At 68.8% G+C, this 19,711-nt stretch carries 19 protein-coding genes and 1 pseudogene; 10 read left to right on the forward strand and 10 right to left on the reverse strand.

All coding sequences use genetic code 11. The annotated features are described in order from the left end of the window. The first annotated feature begins 103 nt into the window (after positions 1-103). The 3 genes from MKK52_RS16945 to MKK52_RS16955 all read left to right on the forward strand — a co-directional run bounded on the left by MKK52_RS16945 (position 104) and on the right by MKK52_RS16955 (position 2,395). A complete protein-coding gene (locus tag MKK52_RS16945; RefSeq protein ID WP_243955742.1) occupies positions 104-814 on the forward strand; it encodes a GntR family transcriptional regulator in 711 nt (236 codons plus the stop codon). Positions 815-830: 16 nt separating this feature from the next. Beyond that, positions 831-1,598: an SDR family oxidoreductase gene (locus MKK52_RS16950; protein WP_243955743.1), complete on the forward strand. Its 768-nt coding sequence runs from the start codon at positions 831-833 to the stop codon at positions 1,596-1,598. A gap of 65 nt (positions 1,599-1,663) precedes the next feature. Next, the gene (locus tag MKK52_RS16955; RefSeq protein ID WP_243955744.1) at positions 1,664-2,395 is read left to right on the forward strand and encodes a RibD family protein; all 732 of its coding nucleotides are present in this window, start codon (positions 1,664-1,666) and stop codon (positions 2,393-2,395) included. Here the strand turns inward: MKK52_RS16955 and MKK52_RS16960 are convergent. Continuing rightward, positions 2,370-3,377, reverse strand: coding sequence for an alpha/beta fold hydrolase (locus MKK52_RS16960; RefSeq protein ID WP_243955890.1), 1,008 nt, complete (start codon positions 3,375-3,377; stop codon positions 2,370-2,372). The genes MKK52_RS16955 and MKK52_RS16960 overlap by 26 nt on opposite strands. A 110-nt stretch (positions 3,378-3,487) precedes the next feature. Next, on the reverse strand, positions 3,488-4,558 hold the full coding sequence (locus MKK52_RS16965) for a WcbI family polysaccharide biosynthesis putative acetyltransferase (RefSeq protein WP_243955745.1): 1,071 nt from the start codon (positions 4,556-4,558) through the stop codon (positions 3,488-3,490). 264 nt (positions 4,559-4,822) lie between these two features. Here MKK52_RS16965 and MKK52_RS16970 point away from each other — a divergent pair. After that, positions 4,823-6,520: pseudogene (locus MKK52_RS16970) on the forward strand (methyl-accepting chemotaxis protein). A gap of 17 nt (positions 6,521-6,537) precedes the next feature. On the opposite strand, the gene MKK52_RS16975 reads toward MKK52_RS16970, so the two are convergent. Further along, positions 6,538-8,409, reverse strand: coding sequence for an ABC-F family ATP-binding cassette domain-containing protein (locus MKK52_RS16975; RefSeq protein ID WP_243955746.1), 1,872 nt, complete (start codon positions 8,407-8,409; stop codon positions 6,538-6,540). Between the two features lie 168 nt (positions 8,410-8,577). On the opposite strand from MKK52_RS16975, the gene MKK52_RS16980 reads away from it, so the two are divergent. Continuing rightward, positions 8,578-9,630: an HD-GYP domain-containing protein gene (locus MKK52_RS16980; RefSeq protein WP_243955747.1), complete on the forward strand. Its 1,053-nt coding sequence runs from the start codon at positions 8,578-8,580 to the stop codon at positions 9,628-9,630. A gap of 4 nt (positions 9,631-9,634) precedes the next feature. Here the strand turns inward: MKK52_RS16980 and MKK52_RS16985 are convergent, their stop codons facing one another. Beyond that, positions 9,635-10,540, reverse strand: a complete 906-nt coding sequence (locus MKK52_RS16985; RefSeq protein ID WP_243955749.1) for a UDP-3-O-acyl-N-acetylglucosamine deacetylase — start codon at positions 10,538-10,540, stop codon at positions 9,635-9,637. Positions 10,541-10,751: 211 nt separating this feature from the next. Here MKK52_RS16985 and MKK52_RS16990 point away from each other — a divergent pair, with 211 nt between their 5' ends. The 4 genes from MKK52_RS16990 to MKK52_RS17005 are packed head-to-tail and all read left to right on the forward strand — an operon-like array spanning position 10,752 to position 14,173. Further along, positions 10,752-11,438: a Crp/Fnr family transcriptional regulator gene (locus MKK52_RS16990; RefSeq protein WP_243955752.1), complete on the forward strand. Its 687-nt coding sequence runs from the start codon at positions 10,752-10,754 to the stop codon at positions 11,436-11,438. Between the two features lie 4 nt (positions 11,439-11,442). Next, the gene (locus MKK52_RS16995) at positions 11,443-12,486 is read left to right on the forward strand and encodes an ABC transporter ATP-binding protein (protein WP_243955755.1); all 1,044 of its coding nucleotides are present in this window, start codon (positions 11,443-11,445) and stop codon (positions 12,484-12,486) included. Positions 12,487-12,494: 8 nt separating this feature from the next. Further along, a complete protein-coding gene (locus MKK52_RS17000) occupies positions 12,495-13,406 on the forward strand; it encodes an ABC transporter permease (RefSeq protein WP_243955757.1) in 912 nt (303 codons plus the stop codon). Continuing rightward, a complete protein-coding gene (locus MKK52_RS17005) occupies positions 13,403-14,173 on the forward strand; it encodes an ABC transporter permease (RefSeq protein WP_243955759.1) in 771 nt (256 codons plus the stop codon). The genes MKK52_RS17000 and MKK52_RS17005 overlap by 4 nt, the downstream gene beginning before the upstream one ends. Here the strand turns inward: MKK52_RS17005 and MKK52_RS17010 are convergent. Beyond that, positions 14,151-15,614 carry a sodium:solute symporter gene (locus MKK52_RS17010; RefSeq protein ID WP_243955761.1) on the reverse strand — a complete coding sequence of 488 codons (1,464 nt, stop codon included), beginning with the start codon at positions 15,612-15,614 and terminating at the stop codon, positions 14,151-14,153. The genes MKK52_RS17005 and MKK52_RS17010 overlap by 23 nt on opposite strands. Continuing rightward, a complete protein-coding gene (locus tag MKK52_RS17015; protein ID WP_243955763.1) occupies positions 15,611-15,814 on the reverse strand; it encodes a DUF3311 domain-containing protein in 204 nt (67 codons plus the stop codon). The genes MKK52_RS17010 and MKK52_RS17015 overlap by 4 nt, the downstream gene beginning before the upstream one ends. A 176-nt stretch (positions 15,815-15,990) precedes the next feature. On the opposite strand from MKK52_RS17015, the gene MKK52_RS17020 reads away from it, so the two are divergent. After that, a complete protein-coding gene (locus MKK52_RS17020) occupies positions 15,991-16,212 on the forward strand; it encodes a hypothetical protein (protein ID WP_243955764.1) in 222 nt (73 codons plus the stop codon). On the opposite strand, the gene ureG is transcribed toward MKK52_RS17020, so the two are convergent. The 4 genes from ureG to ureC are packed head-to-tail and all read right to left on the reverse strand — an operon-like array spanning position 16,209 to position 19,701. Next, a complete protein-coding gene (ureG, locus tag MKK52_RS17025; protein ID WP_243955765.1) occupies positions 16,209-16,829 on the reverse strand; it encodes an urease accessory protein UreG in 621 nt (206 codons plus the stop codon). The two genes, MKK52_RS17020 and ureG, sit on opposite strands and share 4 nt — an antisense overlap. A gap of 10 nt (positions 16,830-16,839) precedes the next feature. After that, entirely contained in the window at positions 16,840-17,526 is a 687-nt protein-coding gene (locus MKK52_RS17030) for an urease accessory protein UreF (RefSeq protein ID WP_243955766.1), read from the reverse strand. After that, complete coding sequence (locus MKK52_RS17035) at positions 17,519-17,977, reverse strand: urease accessory protein UreE (protein WP_243955767.1); 459 nt, start codon at positions 17,975-17,977, stop codon at positions 17,519-17,521. Before MKK52_RS17035 ends, MKK52_RS17030 begins: the two co-directional genes overlap by 8 nt. Then, positions 17,974-19,701, reverse strand: a complete 1,728-nt coding sequence (gene ureC / locus MKK52_RS17040; protein ID WP_313898762.1) for an urease subunit alpha — start codon at positions 19,699-19,701, stop codon at positions 17,974-17,976. The genes MKK52_RS17035 and ureC overlap by 4 nt, the downstream gene beginning before the upstream one ends. Positions 19,702-19,711 lie beyond the last annotated feature (10 nt).

The raw sequence follows: 19,711 nt of genomic DNA on the forward strand, positions 1-19,711 counted from the left end.
CGCCACGGTACCTTCCGACACAAATCCCGATCCTCGCGTAGCCGCCCGAACTGTGATCACACATCACTAGCGTGATACTGCAGCTTTCGTCTAGAGTTGGCACATGAGTTCACCCAGAGCCCTCGCGGATCTCCCGCAGATCGAGCGGCGCACCCTCGCGGACACCGCTTACGACGCCCTGTGCGATCTCCTGGCCTCCGGGCGTCTCGCGCCCGGCGACAAGCTCTCGTTGCGCCAGACGGCGGCGGCGCTCGGGGTGTCGGTGATGCCGGTGCGCGAGGCCGTGAGCCGGCTGGCTTCGGACGGCGCCCTGGAGGTCGCGCTGAACCGCGCCCTGCGGGTCCCGATCCTCAGCGCCAGGGCGTTCCGCGAACTGGCCGAGACGCGCATGGCGGTCGAGGGCATGGCCGCGTCGCGGGCTGCGATGCGACGCAGCGGCGAAGAACTGGCGGCGATCCGCCGGGCGGAGGCGTCTTTCCGCTCGCTGGCGGAAACGGCACAGCCCGATGGCGCCCGCGCGGTCGCGCTGAACCGTGATCTGCATTTTGCGATCTATGCCGCCTGCGGTCTGCAACCGCTCCGGGAGATCATTGCCCGCCTGTGGCTGAAGGCCGGGCCGGTGCTGAATCTAGATTTGAGGGCGTATCCCGAGAGGCTGCGGCAGGGTTTCGCCATCCGCCGCCACGCCGAAGTGCTCGGCGCCATCGAGGCGCGGGACGGCCCGGCGGCGGAAGCCGCCATCGCCGCCGATATCGGCGATGCGGCGGACTTCATCCTCTCGCGCGGCGCCCTTCCAGCCACCGCCATCCCCTGAACCCATAGGACGCATCATGGACCTCGGCATCAACGGTTTGCGCGTGCTGGTTACGGCGGGCGCCAACGGCATCGGGCGGGCCATCGTCGAGGCCTTCCTCGAAGAGGGCGCGCGGGTCTTCACCTGCGATGTCGATGAAGCTGCCCTCGCCGGCCTGCCCGCCGGCGTGGGTCGCTGCCGCACCGATGTCGGCGAGCGCGATCAGGTCGCGGCGATGATGGAGGCGGCGGTGTCCGATCTCGGCGGGCTCGATGTGCTGGTGAACAACGCCGGCATCGCCGGGCCGACCGGCCGGGTCGAGGACATCGCCCCCGAGGAATGGGATCGCTGCCTGACCGTGTGCCTGACGAGCCAGTTCAACTGCGCCCGGCTGGCGGTGCCCTACCTTCGGGCAAGCGACAACGCCTCCATCGTCAACCTGTCCTCGGCGGCCGGCAGGTTCGGCTTCGCCCTGCGCAGCCCCTACGCGGCGGCGAAATGGGGGGTGATCGGCTTCACGAAGTCACTCGCCATCGAACTCGGCGAGGCGGGCATCCGCGTGAATGCGATCCTGCCCGGCCTCGTGGCGGGGGATCGGCAGCGGCGCGTGCTCGAAGCCAAGGCACAGCAGCAGGGCACGAGCTTCGCCGAGATGGAGGCGCGGGCCTTCTCCTTCGTGTCGATGAAGGAATACGTCACCGCGCGGCAACTCGCCGACCAGATCCTGCTGCTCGCCTCGCACCGGGGGCGTACGATCTCGGGGCAGGCCATCGCCATCGACGGCGACACGCGGATGCTCTCCTGATCCGCGCCGGAACCAATCGCGCCGCCGGAGCGATACCGGCTCTCGCGACGTGACCCGAGCCGATCATGGACAATCCCCACCCCGACCGCCCCTACGTCCTCTGCCACATGACGAGTTCCGTCGATGGGCGGATCAAGGTCCGCCGCTGGCTGGCCGATGCCGACCGGCATTACGAGCGCATCCATGCCGAACTCGGCGGCGATGCCTGGATGTGCGGGCGCATCACCATGCAGGGCTATGCCGACAGCGCCGACCCGCTGCCGCAGGCCCCCGCCGACGACGGCGTGCCGGTGCCGCGCGAGGACCATGTCGCGACGCACGACGCGAAGGGCTACGCCATCGCCCTCGACGCGCGCGGCCGGCTCGATTGGGGCGCCCGCAACGACATCACCGGGGACCACGTGGTCGTGGTGCTGACGGAATCGGTGCCCGACGAGCACCTGCGGGCGCTCAAGGCCGGCGGCCAATCCTACCTGTTCGCCGGGGAGCGCGAGGTCGATTTCGCACTGGCGGTGCGCAAGCTGAAGGCGCTGTTCGGCATCGAGCGCCTGCTCGTCGAGGGTGGCGGGCACATCAACGGCTCGATGCTGCAAGCCGGGGTGATCGACGAACTCAGCCTGCTCCTGGCGCCGGCCGTCGATGGCGTCTCCGGGACGCCGGCCGTGTTCGACTTTCGCGGCGAGGAATCCGATTCGATGGGGAAGCGTCGCAAGCTCGATCTAAAATCCTGCGAGCAACTCGACGACGGCACCGTCTGGCTGCGCTACCGCATCACCCCTGTCGGGGAGGAAGCCTGATCGCCCCGAGGAAGCTGTCGTAACAGGCCGTCACGGCGCGCAGCCGCTCGAATTGCGGCAGCGCGCCGGTCGGCACCGTATCGATCCGCCAGTTGCGACGGTCGGCGAAGCGCGGGGCGAGGCGGTAATCCACGAAGTCGCCTCGCTGGCCGTGGATCATCCAGACCGGCAGGCGCAGGCGGTCGTAGAGCAGCGTCGAGTCGGTCGGGAACAGGTGCCCGGCGATGAAGCAGTACGGCGCATGCTCCGCCCCCGGCTGGTGCGCCGTGGCGTAGGCGTAATCGAGCAGCCCCTCGTCGATCTTCGTCGCGCCGAAGGTCTTCTCCAGAAAGAAGCGGATGCTCACCCGGCTCGCCAGCGCCCCGAACAGGGCAGGCCCGACGAGGGGCCTGTCGAGCAGACCGCGCACGATGTCCCGTCCGCGATGCCCGTCCGGCGGCCCTTCGCCGGAGAGACGCCCGTCGAAGCCCGTGGGGCTGATGAGGCCGAGGGTGGCGTAGTCCGCCGGCCGGGCGAGGCAGGCCTTGGCGAGATACGCGCAGGAGAGCGAGATCGCCATGGCATCGACGGCGTCGCCGCCGTGCCGGGCGCGGATCTGCGCCGTGACGGCGTGGATCGCCTCGGCCATGAGGCGCGGTGTGTAGCGGCGCCGGCTGCGCTCGGAGAAGCCGAAGCCCGGCAGGTCAAGGGCGTAGACGGGCCGCGTCTCGCGGTAATGCAGGTAGAGGGGTCGGGTCTCGTAGGCGCTGCCGGCGGCGTTGATCGAGTGAATCAGCAGGAGCGGACGCCCGCTTCCCTCCGGCGAGGCATAATAGGAGATCGACCCGACCTGCTGGTCCGCCACGCTCTCGCGCGTCCCCGGCAGGGCGGCCGGCAGGGGATCGGTCGTCTCGCTGCGGAAATAGCGCGCGAGGGCGAGCGTGCCCGCCGAGGCCGCAAGGGTGAGGAGTGTGCGCCCGGACGGGCGAGCGAGGGAGCACATCACTGCGGGAAGGGGTCGGGTGTGGGCCAGCCCGTCAACGCCGGTTCGGGCCGAAGGTGCCAAGTCGTCGCAACTTACAATCCCCCGCAGGGGCGACCAAGGCGTCGGCGCTACCCTGCGACGATGGACCCCGCCAAGGCACGTACCCCGCGCCGTGCCGCAAGGGGCGCTTCCTCCCGGTGCCCGGCCGCGCGGCGCAGGAACTCGACCGTCGGCGCATCCCCCCGCCAGGCCTGGACGCGCTGGCTCACCAGAACCTCCTTCGGCCGGTTGTCGTAATAGGCATAGGCGGCGGCGACATAGGCGACACGGGTCATCGTGCGGGCAGGGCCGGAGCGGGGCGTCTCGGCCTTGAAGAACAGCGCGCTGCCCGGCACGCCGTAATGCTGGGCGATCTCGGGATAGACCGGCCAGCTTCCCATGCCCCCGAGGTCATCAGGCAGGAACGCATCGAGGTCGCATTCCTCGAAGCCGATGCCGGCCTTTCCGAGCAGCCCCCGCGCGATGTCGCTCATCACGTAGAGCTTCGGGTGGTTGGTCGAGTGCATGAAGCAGCCGCGCCGCACCCAGCGGGTGAGATGCCCGTCGAGATCGTAGCCCGCCTCGCTGCCGAGCCGGCGCAGGCTCGCCACGGACTTGTCCCAGAACTCGTAATAGCCGAGCCGCTCGAACACCGCCTCGTTGAACAACCGCAGGGCCTGGGCCTGCGAGAAGCCGGCGAGGTAGGCGAAGAGCGTCACCGCCGAGTGCGAATGCCCCATCGGGCCGGAGATGAGGCCACGCAGGGTCGCATGGTTCTGCACGCCGATGGACACCACGTCCGGGTGATACGCCGCGAAGGCCACGGTCGGGATGACGTGGACGTTCGGCCGGGCCCGCAGATCGAGGATCGTCCCGCCGTCGCGGAAGGGCGGCAGGTAAATGTTGGTGAAGACGGCATCGTAGCGGTCGGCCCGCGCGATCACGTCCGCGAGGCGGCGAAAGCGGCGGCCGAGGGTGAAGACGGAGAGGAAATCCACCTGCGCGTCGGGCAGGAGGTAGCGCATGGCCCGCGCCACCGTGCCGGCCTGGCAGACGCCGAGAACGAGCAGACGCGGGTTTCGCGCCCGAGACTTGCCGACTTGCGACAGCCAGTATTGGGCACGCCGGACTGCATCGAGGGTGGACATGGCGCCGTCCATCGCATGTCCCCGGACCGGCGGCAAACTCCGCCAGGCTTCTTACAACCACTAGTAGACACGACGTACACGTGCTGTCTGTGCTTGCTGGTATGATTGTTTATCTGAAGCAAAGGCGTCGTATTTAGGCGAAATGACTGATTTTATGCCTCGATATAAATTGCTCTGAGAGGGCCATGATCAGGTTTTCTGGAAGGATTTAGGCGAGCCTGCGGGCACGTCGCTTCACCGCCCGAAGCGGTCGGTTCTCGGCTTGGGATGGCCTCGATGAATTTTTTCCGTGACACCCGCCTGATGGTCAAGGCGGCAATTCCACAGATCGTCCTCGCCCTTCTTGCGGGCGGATTGGTGCTTTATGCCCGTAGCACCCTCATCAATCTGTCCGACGACATCCGGATCATCACGGAAGTTCAGGCTGTCCGTCTGGAATACATTCTTAAGCTCAATATCGAGACGAACGAGGCGTCGGTCGTCGTCCGCAACATGCTCATCGAAAAGCGCGACGACAAAGTGGAAGGCTACCGGGTTCGCTACGACACCGCCTTCGCCGCATCAAAGACCGCCCTCGACAGCCTGAACAAGCTGGCCGATTCCGACGAGCGCCGCGCCGCCAACGAAAGCCTGAATCGGAGCCTCACCGAGTTGATGACGCTGCTGAACCGCGCCGTCGAGCTTCGGCTGAAGGGCGACGTGGATGGCGCGACCAAGGTGGCGCTGGTCGATGCCTCGGCAGTCCGGCTGAAGCTTCGGGACATGATCCAGGACCGCACCGCGACCCTCAAGAAGCAGTTCGAGGCGCTTCGGGAGGCGACCGCGCAATCCGAGAGCCGCGCGGAGTTCATCCTGATCGGCTCCGCCCTGGTGGGGTTCGTCCTGGCGATCGGGCTGTCCTTCACCATTGTGATCTTCGGCATCAACCGGCCGCTGAGCAGCCTCGTGTCGGTGCTCCAGTGCGTGGCGAAGGGTGACATCGACGCGCAGATCGCCGAGGCGCAGCGCGGCGACGAGATCGGCGCTGTCGGCAAGGCGGTAGAAGCCATCAAGGAGATGGTCGCGCGCAAGGCCCTGGAACAGGCCGAGATGCAGCGTCTGGCCGACGAGGCGGCCGCCACCGAGCGCCGGCGCACGATGGTGGAACTGGCGGACGGGTTCGAGACCGCCGTGGGGGGCATCGTCGGGATGGTGTCGTCCTCCGCGACGGAGCTTCAGGCGACCGCCCAGCAGATGAGTTCGGCCGCCGCCGAGACGGCCGCGCAATCGACCACCGTCGCCGCCGCCGCCGAGGAGGCCGCCTCGAATGTCAGCACGGTCGCAGCGGCGGCGGAGGAGTTGGGCACGTCGGTGCAGTAGATCGGCCGGCAGGTGCAGGGCTCGGCCGCGCTCGCCGAACTTGCCATGACCGAGGCCGACCAGACGGCCGCCCTCGTGCAGGCCCTGCGCGAGACCTCGACGCGGATCGGCGACATGGTGGGGATGATCTCGAACATCGCGTCGCAGACCAACCTCCTCGCCCTCAACGCCACCATCGAGGCCGCCCGCGCGGGCGATGCGGGGCGCGGCTTCGCGGTGGTCGCGGCCGAGGTGAAGGAACTCGCCAACCAGACCGGCCGGGCGACCGAGGAGATCGCCGGGCAGATCGGTGAGGTCCAGGGCGTCACCGACCGGGCCATCACCGCCATCGGCGCGATCACCGGCCGGATCCGCGAGATCAATACCGTCGCGACCTCCATCGCCGCTGCCGTGGAGGAGCAGGGCGCGGCGACGCAGGAGATCGTCCGCAACGTCTCGCAGGCTTCGTCGGGCACGAGCGAGGTGACGAGCAACATCGTCGGCGTCGCCCGCGCCTCCGAGGATACGGGTACCGCCGCGACGCATGTGCTGGCGGCCTCGGGCGAGTTGTCCCGCCAGTCCGAGCACCTGACGGAGGAAGTCGCCCGCTTCCTCAGGACCGTGCGCGCCGCGTGAGCGAGGGAGGCGGCCCGTCAGGCCAGGGCCGCCTCAATCTCCCCGGAGAGTTCGAGCCATTCCTCTTCCGCCGTCGCGAGAGCACTCGCGGCGTCGGCGCGCATCTTGGCGATCTCCCCGGCCTTGGCCGCGTTTTCGCGGAAGGCCGAGCCGTCCTCCAGGGCGGCGTCAATCTTCTGGATGGCGGCGGTGAGCTTCGCCATCCGCGCCTCCACCCCTTCGAGTCGCTTGCGCAGGGGCGCCAGGGCCGCGCGCTTCTCGACGCCCGCCCGCCGGGCCTCGGCCTTCTGCCCCCCGGCGGCGTCGGCCGCGCGCTCGCCCTCACGCTCCGGCCCCGCCAGCACGAGGCGGCGGTAATCGTCCATGTCGCCGTCGAAGGTCTTCACCGTGCCGTCCGTGACGAGCCACAACCGGTCGGCGCAGGCCTCGATGAGGAAGCGGTCGTGACTCACGAGGATCACGGCGCCCTCGTAATCGTTGATCGCCTCCACGAGGGCCTGACGGCTCTCGATGTCGAGGTGGTTGGTCGGCTCGTCGAGGATCAGCAGGTGCGGCCCGTGGAAGGCCGCGAGCCCCATCAGCAGGCGGGCCTTCTCGCCGCCGGACAGCTTCTCGACCGGCGTGTCCGCCTTGGACGCCCCGAAGCCGAGGCGGGCGGTCGCGGAGCGCACCTTCGCCTCCGGCACGTCCGGCATCATGGTGCGCACATGGGCGTAGGCGCTCTCGGCCGGGCGCAACTCGTCGAGCTGGTGCTGGGCGAAATAGGCCACGTCCATCTTGGACGAGCGCTTCATCTCACCCGCCAGGGGCGGCAGGCGCCCGCCGATCAGCTTGCAGAACGTCGACTTGCCATTGCCGTTGGCGCCGAGCAGCGCCACCCGGTCGTCCGGGGCGAGGCTGAGGTTAAGCCCGGTGAGCACCACGCGCTCGCCATAGCCCGCCTTCACCCGATCCATCGCCACGATGGGCGGCGAGAGCGGCTTCTCTGGGCTCGGCAGGTGGATCACCGGCACGTCGTCTTCGAGCAGCGCGGCGATGGGCTCCATCTTGGCGAGGCGCTTCATGCGCGATTGCGCCTGCCGCGCCTTGGTCGCCTTGGCCTTGAACCGGTCGATGAAGCTCTGGAGATGCGCCCGCTCCACGTCCTGCTTCGCCTTGGCCTTCGCCTGAAGCATCCGCTTCTCGGAGAGTTGCCGCGCGAAGCTCGTGTAGCCGCCCCGGTAGATCGAGAGCTTGCCCCGGTCGAGATGCAGGATGTGATCGACCGATGTGTCGAGCAGGTCGCGGTCGTGGCTGATGACGATGGCCGTGCGCGGGTAGCGCTCGAGGTAATCGTAGAGCCAGAGCGTGCCCTCGATGTCGAGGTAGTTGGTCGGCTCGTCCAGCAGCAGCAGGTCGGGCTCCGAAAACAGCACCGCCGCCAGGGCCACACGCATCCGCCAGCCGCCGGAGAAGTCCGCACATGGCCGGGCCTGCGCCGCCGCGTCGAAGCCGAGGCCGTGCAGGATCGCCGCCGCACGGGCGGGGGCCGAATGGGCGCCGATATCCACGAGCCGCGTCTCGATCTCGGCCCGGCGCAAGCCGTCCGCGTGTTCGGCCTCCGCCATCAGCGCGGCGCGCTGGGTGTCGGCCGCGAGCACCACCGCGTGAAGGGTTTCCGGCCCGGCTGGCGCCTCCTGCGCCACGGCGCCGATGCGCATGCCCTTCGGCAGGGACACCGCCTTAGAATCCACCGGCAGGTCGCCCATGATCGCCCGGAACAGGGTCGTCTTGCCGGCGCCGTTGCGGCCGACGAGCCCGACATGGGCTCCCTCCGGGATGGTGAAGCTCGCAGCGTCGAGAATCAGGCGCTCGCCGATGCGGTAGGTCAGGTCGTTGACGCGCAGCATCGCGGCGTTCTGGCCGGGCGAAGCCCGCGAAGCAAGGCCCGAGTTTCGCCGCCGCCTTAACGGTTTGGCATCTTAAGCGCATAACAGTCTAACGACGCTACATTTAGCCTGATTGCACTTCCGAATTGGCCTTTATAAAGTTTCATATCACACAAAGAGAGAGTTTGCGTGGCGAGCCCGATCTTGATCCTCACCGACGATCCCGAGAGCGGAAACCGCCTCGCCCGCGCGGTCGGCGCCGCCACGCTCGTCCGTGACCTGTACGAGGATGGCCCCACCACCACCGAGGCGCGGCTCATCATCGCCGACATCCACCTCCCGCATTCGGATTCGATCAACCGGCTGAAGCGGGCCTTGGCCAGCGCACGCGGGCCGGCGACGCCGCTGCTCTACCTGTTCCATGGCAGCCAGGAGCGCGGCGAGATCCAGGCCGCGATGCTCGGCGCCTCGAAATCCCTTCCCGCCATGTCCGCCGCCGCCTTGCTGGCGAAAACCGTCGAGGCGCTGACGCCTGCTCCGGCGGCTCCGAAAACGCCCGTGGAGCATGTCGAGGCGGCGCGGGAAGCGTTCGCCTTGCTCTTCACGGCAGAAGGCCCGGCGCACGATCTGGTCGATCACGGCACGGAGATCGTCAACCGCGCGATCCTCGACATGAAGGTCGGGAATTGGCTGAGCCTCGTCGCCGCCTTCGATGACGTGACCCACCGGCATTGCCTCACCGTCGCGGGGCTGGCGGCGGCCTTCGCCGCCTCGCTGCATTTCAACCCCGCCGACGCGCACCTCCTCACCAAGGGCGCGCTGCTGCACGACATCGGCAAGGCGCGGATCCCCCTGGAGATCCTGAACAAGCCGGGCCCCCTCACCGTGCCCGAGCGCAAGATCATGGCGCAGCACGCGCAGATCGGCTTCGAGATGCTGGAGGGGAAGGGCTTCAGCGACACCGCGATGCGGGTGGTGCGCTCGCACCACGAGACCCTGGACGGCGCGGGCTATCCCGACGGCCTGCGCGGAGAGGAGATCCCGGACATCGTGCGGCTGGTGACGATCTGCGATATCTTCGCGGCGCTGATAGAACGGCGAACCTACAAGGCGCCGATGGGTGCCCGCACCGCCTACGGGATCATGCTCGACATGACCGGCAAGCTCGATATGGACCTGTTGCGCGCCTTCGGCCCCGTGGCCTTCGCCAGCGACTTTGAGGACGTGCAGCTCTCGGCCTGAGGGCTCAGACCAGTTCCCACGCCGTCCGGTCGCGCATCAGCGCGGCGACGAGGGCGTGATTGAGGTCGTGGCAGGTGTGAGAGGCGATGACGAGCCCTTCCACCGGATACCCGATGAGGGCGAAGTCGCCCACGATGTCGAGCACCCGGTGGCGGACGAGTTCGTCCTCCATGCGCAGGCCCCCGATCACCCGGTCGCGGAACAGGAGTGCCGCCGAGCGCGGCCCGCAGCCCTGAAGCAGCGGCTTGCGCATCAGGAAGCCGTAGGCCCGCCCCGCCATCGCCCGCATGAAGCGGCCGAAGCTCCGCGAGGGGGCGATCTCCCGCTGGAAGCTCTGGGGTGTGATCGCCCCCTGCCAATCGAACGTGCCGAAACGGCAGAGTTCGATATGCGCGCAGACCGTCAGGCCGCGTCCCGGGCCGATGGAGAGCCGGCGATGCCCGTCCACGATGCTGACCGGGCGCAGGACGCGCAGGACCCGCGTCGGCTCGGCCTGCTCGACGCGCGCCGCCCCCGCGATCCCCTCGCACCAGGGGAGGGCGCTGCCGTCGAAGATCGGCATCTCCTCCGCGTCGGTGTCGATCAGCGCGTTATCGATGCGCAGCGCGTAGAGGGCGGCGAGCAGGTGCTCGACGGTGCGCACGAGGACGCCTTCGGCGCGCAGCGCCGTACAGGCGGGCGCGGTCTCCTGGTGGTGCCAAAGGGCGGGGATATCGACGGAGCGTCCGTTCCGAAACCGCCGACGGAACACGATCCCATGCCCGGCGGGCGCGGGCGACACCCTTACCCGCGCGCTGCGGCCGGTATGCAAGCCGCGTCCGGATCGCTCGAAGGCAGCGCCCAGGGTTGCTTGGCGCCGTCCCGTGGCCGCGAAGGGCGCCGGAGCGGAGAGGTTCGAGACGTTCGGCATCGAGGAAGAGAAGGATTGGCAAGTGGATCCATATGCCGTGATCCACGCCAAAGGAGGAATCACACTGTCGTGGTGGGTTGACCCTGCGCAACGCCCCGGCCACCATCCCGAAGGGCTCGGCGGATCTCGCGGCGCGAGGGATCGGGCGGTTTCTTTCCCGGGGACGCCGGCCGGAAGCCGAAGGGGCTGGGGACGGCGAGGTACATCGGTAATGGCGCGCCTGGGGACCATTCCGTTCTTCAAGGATGCGGGCATCGAGCTCGCGACCTTCGAGAACCGCTGTCATTGGCGGCGGTTCGATGAGAACGAGACGCTTGTCGATTTCGACGACATCTCTACCGACGTCTATTTCATCGCCTCGGGCGAGGTGCGTATTTTGAACCGCACCCAATCGGGCAAGGAAGTCATCCTCGGCGAGATGCGCGGGGGCGCCTTCTTCGGTGAACTCGCCGCCATCGACGGGATCGGCCGCTCGGCCAACGTGACGGCGCTCACGCGTGGCGAAGTCTGCGTCGTGCCCGCCAGCGTGTTCCGGCAGATCGTCTTCGCCTCGGAGGCCATCGCCGACCGGTTGATGCGCCTGCTCGCCAAGCGCGTGCGCGAACTGAACACCCGCCTGATGGAGCACGCGCTCCTCGACCTACGGCACCGGCTCTACGCCGAATTGCTGCGCCTCTCGGTGCCCCGCGCCGGGGCCGGCGGCGAGCGCGTGGTGACGCCGCCGCCCTATCACCACGTCCTCGCGGCGCGCATCGGCTGCCGCCGGGAGCAGGTGACGCGGGAATTCACCGCCATGGCGGCCGAGGGCCTCGTGGACCGGACGCGCGGCGCGCTGGTCCTGCGCCGGCCCGATCTGCTGGAGGCGCGGGTCGCCGAGGCCCTGCGCGAGGATTCCTGACCCCTTGGCGGCGCCATCCCTGAGGATCCGGGGTCTCGTCAAACGGTTCGGCACGCATGTCGCCGTCGATGGCGTCGATCTGGATTTGGCGCCGGGGGAGTTCTTCTGCCTGCTCGGCCCCTCGGGCTGCGGGAAGAGCACGCTCCTGCGGATGATCGCCGGGTTCGAGAGCCCGAGCGACGGCGTCATTGAGGTCGGCGGCGCCGACATCACCGCCCTGCCGCCCCATCGGCGGCCGGTGAATATGATGTTCCAGTCCTACGCCCTGTTTCCCCACATGAGCGTCGCGGCGAACATCGCCTACGGGCTGAAGGGGCGGCCGGACGTCAAGGACCGGGTCGCGGACTTGCTGCGCCTCGTGCGCCTCGACGGCTTCGGCGAGCGCCGGCCGGAGACGCTTTCCGGCGGACAGCGCCAGCGCGTCGCCCTCGCCCGCGCGCTGGCCCGCGAGCCGGGGCTTCTCCTGCTGGACGAGCCCCTGGGTGCCCTGGACCGGGGATTGCGAGAGGAGACGCAAGGGGAGTTGCGGGGCCTGCAGCGGCGGCTCGGCACGAGCTTCGTGGTGGTCACGCACGATCCCGAGGAGGCGATGATGCTGGGCGACCGGATCGGGGTGATGGAACGCGGGCGCCTCGTGCAGGTCGCCAGGCCCGTCGACCTCTACCGCCGCCCGGCGAGCCGCTACGTGGCGGGGCTTCTGGGCGATGTGAACCTTATCCCCGGCCGGCTCGGCCCGGCGGGTCCGGACGACACGCGCGAGATTGTCACCGCCCATGGCGCGCTGACGGCCCAGGCTGGCGATGCCATATTCGCTGAAGGCGCGGAGGTAGTGGTCGCGGTGCGGCCGGAAAGCCTGATCCTCGGCCAAGGCAGCCTGACCGCCACCGTCGAGGACGAGACCTTCCTCGGCGACCGCATCCGCCGCGTCCTGCGCCTGCCCGATGGAACACTCCTGCGCGCGAGCGGCCCGCCCGGCGCCAGCCCTGAGCGCGGGACCACGACGCAGGTCGGCTTCGCCCCTGCGGATGCCGTCATCCTCCAGGCCTGAGGCGCGCGATGGCGGCTCCCAAGCCCGATAGGATCGTCGCCCGCCTGCTGCGGCTTCCGCCGTTCCTGTGGCTCGGCGCGTTCTTTCTGCTGCCGTTCCTCGTCACGCTGAAGATCAGCCTGTCCGAGCCGGCGACTGCCATCCCGCCCTACCTGCCGATCCTTGATTGGCAGGGCGGCCTCGACGGCTGGTCGAGCTTCCTCGAAGCGCTGAATTTCACGAATTACCTGACGCTCGCCCGCGACGACCTCTATCAGGCGGCCGTCATCGGCTCGCTCTCCTATGCCGGGACGGCGACTTTGGTGCTTGCCCTCATCGGCACGCCTATCGCCTACGCCCTGGCCCGCGCCCCCGAACGCTGCCAACCCTTGCTCGTGGCGCTCGTGGTGGTGCCGTTCTGGACGAGCTTCCTGATCCGCATCTACGCCTGGATCGCGATCCTGAAGCAGGAAGGCCTGCTGAACCTCGCGCTGCTCAAGCTCGGGGTGATCTCGCAGCCGCTGGAGATCCTGAACACCGACGCTGCGGTGATGATCGGCCTCGTCTACGCCTACCTGCCCTTCATGGTGCTGCCGCTCTACGCCGTGATGAACCGCCTCGATCCGAGCCTGCGCGAGGCCGCCGCCGATCTCGGCGCGAGCCCGACGCGGGTGTTCTGGACCGTGACGCTGCCCCTCAGCCTGCCCGGCATCGCGGCCGGAGCCGGGCTGTGCTTCATCCCGATGGTCGGCGAGTTCGTGATCCCCGACCTCCTCGGCGGCTCCGAGACACTGATGCTCGGCCGGGTGCTGTGGAGCGAGTTCTTCTCGAACCGCGACTGGCCGCTCGCGGCGGCGGTGGCGGTCGTGCTCCTCGTCATCGTCATCGGCCCGGTGATGCTGTTCCGCGACAGCCTGCGGGCGGGCGGGGAGGGCGCATGAACGGGGTGACGCGCACCGCCCTCTGGCTCGGGCTCGGCTTCCTCTACGCGCCGATCCTCGTGCTGGTCGCGTATTCCTTCAACGCCTCCGCGCTCGTCACGGTCTGGGGTGGGTTCTCCGCCCGCTGGTACACGGCCCTGTTCTCCGATGCGCCGCTGATCGCCGCCGCCTGGGTCTCCCTGCGCGTGGCCGTGCTCGCGAGCCTCATCGCGACGATCCTCGGGACGCTCGCCGCCCTCGCGATGGAGCGGCACGGACGCTTTCGCGGGCGCACGTTGTTCACGGGCCTCGTCTACGGGCCGATGGTGATGCCGGAGGTGATGATCGGCCTCTCTCTGCTCCTCACCTTCATCGGCATCGGGCTCGACCGGGGCGTCGCGACCATCGTCATCTCCCACGCCACCTTCTGCACGGGCTTCGTGGCGGTGGTGGTCTCGGCCCGGCTGCGGGGGCTCGACCGCTCGCTGGAGGAGGCGGCGGCCGATCTCGGCGCCGGGCCGCTGCGGGTGCTCGGCACCGTCACCTTGCCGCTCCTGGCGCCGGCCATCGTGGCGGGGGCGCTCCTCGCCTTCACCCTGTCGCTGGACGATCTCGTCATCGCGAGCTTCGTCTCCGGCCCCGGGGCGACCACCCTGCCGATGCGCCTCTACAGCCAGGTGCGGCTCGGGGTGAACCCCGAGATCAACGCGGCCTCGACGCTGCTCGTCGGCCTCGTCAGCGTCGCGGTCCTGGCCGCCTCGATCCTCACCGCGAAGCGAGGCGGCTGATCCGCACGGAGGGCTGCACGAGCTTCGCGACCAGCGCCGTGATGACGAGGTTCAGCACCAGGGCCAGCACGCCGATATTTACGTCGCGCAGCGGCCCCAGCTGCGGGTAACGCGCGAGGCTAAACCCGCCGATGGTGGTGGCCGCGACCACCGCCACGCCCGCCACGATCCCCGCCGCCGCCGCGCGCTTGTCGAGGGGGTTGCGGCGCATGAGGCTCGCCAGGAAGCACGGGAAGAGCTGCGTGACGAAGTTGTAGCCCATCAGCAGCAACTGAACGATCGTATCGCCGCCCGACAGCGTGAAGCCGACGCAGACCAGCGCCATCACCGGCACGAAGGCCTTCGACAGGCTCGCCGTCGCCGCGTCGTCCATGCCGGGCCGCAGGGGCCGCACGATGTTGTTCGCGAGAAGCGTCGCCCCGGCGATCAGGATCATCGAACCGGGCACGAGGGCCGTCAGAACGCCCGTGGCGCCGATGATGCCGACGAACCACGGCGGGAAGCTCTGGAGCGACAGCTTGAACAGGGCGAGGTCGACATCAGGCCCCGTCAGCCCCGGCACCTGCAGCACGGCGGCGAAGCCGACCACGAACACGAACAGGTTGATGAGCTGGTAGAGCGGCAAGATCGCCGCGTTGCGCCGAAACGAGCGCGGCTCCTTCGCCGTGTAGAGCGAGCCGAACGTGTGCGGCCACATGAACGCGCCGAGCGCCGTCAGCAGGGTGGTCGAGGCGAACCATGTCGGGCTTTGCCCCAAAGCGGGCAGCGCCAGGAAGCCGGGCTTCTGCGCCTCGATCGCCTGGAACATCGCCTCGTAGCCGCCGTAGTAGTGCAGCGGGAGGTAGATGCCGAGGAACACCACCACGCAGAGGATGCTGATATCCTTGAGCACGGCGTTCCAGGCCGATCCGTGCACACCCGACACCACGACATAGGCCGTAATGGCGACGGCGCCGATCCAGACCGCCACGGTGGGCGAGATCGCCCCATAGGAGGCCGTTGAGACGATGATGCCGAGCCCCTTGAACTGCAGCACCATGTAGGGAACGAGCGCCACGAGCCCGACCAGGGCGACGAGCATCCCCAGGGCGGGGCTGTCGTATTTCGCGGCGAAGAAATCGGGTTGGGTGAACAGCCTGCGCTCCTTGGCGAAGCGCCAGACCGGCGGCAGCAGCCAATACGAGGTCACGTAGCCGAGCGTGATGTAGCAGAGGATGTAATAGGCGGGCGCACCCTTGCCGTAGGCGATGCCGGAGCCGCCGAGGAAGGTGAAGGTCGTGTAGATCTCGCCCGCCATCAGCAGGAAGACGAAGGCGGTGCCGAAACCCCGCCCGCCCACGGTCCATTGTTCGAGACCCATGTCCCGCCCGGCACGGGCGCGCAGACCGAGGCCCAGGGCGACCGCGAAGGCCGCCGCGACGATGAGGAGGGCGGCGCTCAACGGCCTTCCTCCGGCGTGCGGTTCTGCGGATCGGTGATGTAGATGAGCGCCATGATCGCGCTGGTGGCGAGCACGCAGAAGACCAGCCACGCCAGCAGGAACGGCAGGCCCAGGATGAAGGGCTCGACCCGGTTCAGGAAATACGGGCCGACCAGCATGCCGAGAAACGGCAGAACCGCCAGCCACCGGAGATGCCGCATGGACTGCCTCCTCCGCAGAAGCCGCCAGGGCGGCCGGGCGAGGGAGGAACGGTGCATGACGCCGGACGGTTCACCGTAGCCGACAAAACTGCCGCCGTTATGATCGTGCGGAAGCGCACCTTCGAATGGCCAAGCCGGGATTACGCTCGGGTCTTCTGACTTTCGAGACACGTCCCATGACGAATCTCTTCCGCATACTCGCACTCGGCGTCGCGCTGTCGGTGACGACGCTAGCCGCGCAAGCCCGCCCGGTCCACCACGGCAAGGTCGCAGCGGCGGCTCCGGCGAAGGCTCGGCAGGCCGCGATGGACGGTTTCTCCGCGCGGATGAACCGCCTCGACGCCCTGATGGGAACGGCGCCCGTTGCGCGCACCCGATCGGCCTCCGCCGAGCGCTAGCGCCCGAGGCCGCCGGCCTGCTCGATGAAGCGGGCGACGGTATCCGCCCCGTCGCCCGCCCGCAGGGACGCGAAGACGTAGGGCCGCGCGCCGCGCATCCTTTTCGTGTCCGATTCCATCACCGAGAGATCCGCCCCGACGAGGGGCGCGAGGTCGGTCTTGTTGACGATCAGCAAGTCCGACCGCGTGATGCCCGGCCCGCCCTTGCGCGGGATCTTCTCGCCGCCCGCCACATCGATCACGTAGAGGGTGATGTCGGCGAGTTCCGGCGAGAACGTCGCGGCGAGGTTGTCGCCGCCGGATTCGATCAGCACCAGATCGAGCTTCGGGAACTTCGCCCGCATCTGCGCCACGGCGGCGAGGTTGATCGAGGCGTCCTCGCGGATCGCCGTGTGCGGGCAACCACCGGTCTCGACGCCGAGGATCCGCTCCTCCGGCAGGGCGCCGGCCACGGTGAGGATGCGGGCATCCTCCTTCGTGTAGATGTCGTTGGTGATCGCGCAGATTTCGTAGCGGTCGCGGAACCGCTTGCAGAGCTGTTCCATCAGCGCCGTCTTGCCGGAGCCCACCGGGCCGCCGATGCCGACTCGCAGGGGTCCGTTGGCGGATGTGCTCATCGCTGAAGCCTCATGATCGGAAGATGCGGGAATACTGTGTCTCATGCCGGAACGAGCCAAGGTCGAGCCGCAGGCAGGAGGAGCCGATTGCGTCCAATCTTGCGCCCTCGGCGGCTTGCGCCAGCGAGACCAGACGGGCGGAGAGGGCGGCCACCACGCGCGTGCCCGCTGCCTGCCCCACGGGCGCCGAGCGAAGGGCGGCCGAGACGAGGTTTTGCACGAAGGCGACGGCGTAGGTGCCGAGAACGGGCGACAGCCTCATGCCATGCGCGCCGGAAGCCGCGCCGACCGCCACCGGATAGGCCACCGCCCCCGCCAGGGCAGCCGCCATGTCCATGAGGGCCGGACAGGGCCATGCACCGAGCGTCGCGTCGAGGAAGCTGCGGCCTTGCTGGCTGGTCTCCAAGTGCAACTCTCGCGAGGGGGCGAGGGCCAAAGCCAGATCGTTGACGGCGGCGAGGTCGTCCGTCCGCCCCGCCAGGGCGGCGGCGTGGGCATGACGCACGAGGATCAAATCGTTGCGGAGCGACCCGCGCTCGCAGACATCGCCGAGCCACGCGGTGAGACTGTCCTCGCCGGTGACGTCGCCGGCCTCCACCGCTGCTTCGAGCCCATGAGAATAGGCGTAGGCCCCCACCGGATAGCCGGGGGAGAGCCACGCGAATAGCCGAAGCGCCTCGGCGGCGTCCTCAGCCATGAGAATGCGAATGGCCGTGGCCGGAATAGGCGCCGCCCTCGGGGCGGAACGGGCGCTCCACCTCCTGGGCCGTGCCGCCGAGGCCTTGAACCATCTCCGCGAGCACGTGATCGTAGGCGATCCAGACCGCCTCCGGCCCGATCTCGGCCGGGATGTGACGGTTGCCGATGTGCCAGATCAGCCGCCGCAGGGCGTGCTCGCTCGGCGCACGGATTTCGAGAAGGCGTTCCGGCGCTGCCTCGACCTCCACGAGCCGCCCGTTCTCGAGAACAAGGGCATCGCCGTCATCGAGCACCGTCGCGTCGGCCAGATCGAGCAGGAAACGCGTGCCGCCGACACCCCGCATGGCGGTGCGGCGGCGGTGGCGCTCGCCATGGTCCAGCACGACGCGGTCGACGATCTCGCCGCCCGTGAGGGTGGCGGCGCGGAGGAAGCGTGTGGCGCGGATCAAAAGAGGAAGTACCGTTGGGCCATCGGCAGGATCTCGGCGGGTTCGCAGACCAGCAACTCGCCATCGGCGCGGACGTCGTAGATCTCGGGATCGACCTCGATGACCGGAGTCGCATCATTGAGGATCATGCTCTTCTTGGAGATGCCGCCGCGCACGTTCTCGACCGCCACCATCTGCTTCTGCACGCCGAGCTTCTCCCGCAGGCCATCCTCCAGGGCCGCCTTCGAGACGAAGGTGAGGGCGGTGGAATAGGGCGCGCGGCCGTAGGCGCCGAACATCGGCCGGTAATGGACCGGCTGCGGCGTCGGGATCGAAGCGTTCGGGTCTCCCATCGGCGCGGCAGCAATGGTGCCGCCCTTCAGCACCAGATCGGGCTTCACGCCGAAGAAAGCCGGCGTCCATAGGACGAGATCGGCGAGCTTGCCGGGCTCCACCGAGCCGATATGCCGGGACACGCCATGGGCGATGGCTGGGTTGATCGTGTACTTCGCCACGTAGCGCCGGGCGCGCAGGTTGTCCGTGTCGGAAGAATCCCCCGGCAGGGCGCCGCGCTGGCGCTTCATCTTGTCGGCCGTCTGCCACGTGCGGATGATGACCTCGCCGACCCGGCCCATGGCCTGCGAATCCGACGACATCATCGAGAGCGCGCCGATGTCGTGCAGGATGTCCTCGGCGGCGATGGTCTCCTTGCGGATCCGGCTCTCGGCGAAGGCCAGATCCTCGGGGATCGACGGGTCGAGGTGGTGGCACACCATCAGCATGTCGAGATGCTCGTCGATGGTGTTGCGGGTAAAGGGCCGCGTCGGGTTCGTGGACGAGGGCAGGACGTTCGGCAGCCCCGCCACCTTGATGATATCTGGCGCGTGGCCGCCACCCGCGCCCTCGGTGTGGAAGGCGTGGATCGTCCGGCCCCTGAAGGCGGCGATCGTATCCTCCACGAAGCCCGATTCGTTCAGCGTGTCGGTATGAATCATCACCTGCACGTCGTGTTCGTCGGCGACGCTCAGGCAGGTGTCGATGGCGGCGGGGGTGGTGCCCCAATCCTCGTGCAGCTTCAGCGCGCAGGCGCCGCCGCGCACCATCTCGATCAGGCTCTCCGGCCGGGAGGCGTTGCCCTTGCCGGCGAAGGCGAGGTTCATCGGGAAGGCGTCCGCCGCCTCGATCATCCGCGCGATGTGCCAGGGGCCGGGGGTGCAGGTGGTGGCGAAGGTGCCGTGAGCCGGCCCCGTTCCGCCGCCGAGCATCGTGGTGACGCCAGAGCACAGGGCCTCCTCGATCTGCTGCGGACAGATGAAGTGGATGTGGCTGTCGAAACCGCCGGCCGTGAGGATCTTGCCCTCGCCCGCGATCACCTCCGTGCCCGGCCCAACGACGATGTCGACGCCCGGCTGCACGTCCGGGTTGCCGGCCTTGCCGAGCTTGAAGATCCGGCCGCGCACGATCCCGACATCGCACTTCACGATGCCCCAATGGTCCAACACCACGGCATTGGTGATGACGGTATCGACCGCACCCGCCGCATTCGGCGCCTGCGATTGGCCCATGCCGTCGCGGATTACCTTGCCGCCGCCGAACTTCACTTCCTCCCCGTAGGTGGTGAAGTCGCGCTCCACCGTAATTTCGAGGGAGGTGTCGGCCAGACGGATCCTGTCGCCGGTCGTCGGCCCGAACATGTCGGCATAGGCCGCGCGCGGCAGGCTCGCGGGCTTCGGGGTGTTGCTCACGGCGTCGGCC

It is taken from the genome of Methylobacterium sp. J-067, from assembly GCF_022829465.1.
Taxonomy (GTDB): Bacteria; Pseudomonadota; Alphaproteobacteria; order Rhizobiales; family Beijerinckiaceae; genus Methylobacterium; species Methylobacterium litchii.

Bases quoted from the DNA above. Each gene is read 5' to 3' on its own strand.
- MKK52_RS16960 (WP_243955890.1), bottom strand. From the start codon at position 3,377: ATGTGCTCCCTCGCTCGCCCGTCCGGGCGCACACTCCTCACCCTTGCG.
- ureG (WP_243955765.1), bottom strand. From the start codon at position 16,829: ATGAGCACATCCGCCAACGGACCCCTGCGAGTCGGCATCGGCGGCCCG.
- MKK52_RS17015 (WP_243955763.1), bottom strand. From the start codon at position 15,814: ATGCGGCATCTCCGGTGGCTGGCGGTTCTGCCGTTTCTCGGCATGCTG.
- MKK52_RS16985 (WP_243955749.1), bottom strand. From the start codon at position 10,540: ATGCCGAACGTCTCGAACCTCTCCGCTCCGGCGCCCTTCGCGGCCACG.
- MKK52_RS17005 (WP_243955759.1), top strand. From the start codon at position 13,403: ATGAACGGGGTGACGCGCACCGCCCTCTGGCTCGGGCTCGGCTTCCTC.
- MKK52_RS17000 (WP_243955757.1), top strand. From the start codon at position 12,495: ATGGCGGCTCCCAAGCCCGATAGGATCGTCGCCCGCCTGCTGCGGCTT.
- MKK52_RS16990 (WP_243955752.1), top strand. From the start codon at position 10,752: ATGGCGCGCCTGGGGACCATTCCGTTCTTCAAGGATGCGGGCATCGAG.
- MKK52_RS17030 (WP_243955766.1), bottom strand. From the start codon at position 17,526: ATGGCTGAGGACGCCGCCGAGGCGCTTCGGCTATTCGCGTGGCTCTCC.
- MKK52_RS16945 (WP_243955742.1), top strand. From the start codon at position 104: ATGAGTTCACCCAGAGCCCTCGCGGATCTCCCGCAGATCGAGCGGCGC.
- MKK52_RS16955 (WP_243955744.1), top strand. From the start codon at position 1,664: ATGGACAATCCCCACCCCGACCGCCCCTACGTCCTCTGCCACATGACG.
- MKK52_RS16950 (WP_243955743.1), top strand. From the start codon at position 831: ATGGACCTCGGCATCAACGGTTTGCGCGTGCTGGTTACGGCGGGCGCC.
- MKK52_RS16965 (WP_243955745.1), bottom strand. From the start codon at position 4,558: ATGGACGGCGCCATGTCCACCCTCGATGCAGTCCGGCGTGCCCAATAC.
- MKK52_RS16975 (WP_243955746.1), bottom strand. From the start codon at position 8,409: ATGCTGCGCGTCAACGACCTGACCTACCGCATCGGCGAGCGCCTGATT.
- MKK52_RS17020 (WP_243955764.1), top strand. From the start codon at position 15,991: ATGACGAATCTCTTCCGCATACTCGCACTCGGCGTCGCGCTGTCGGTG.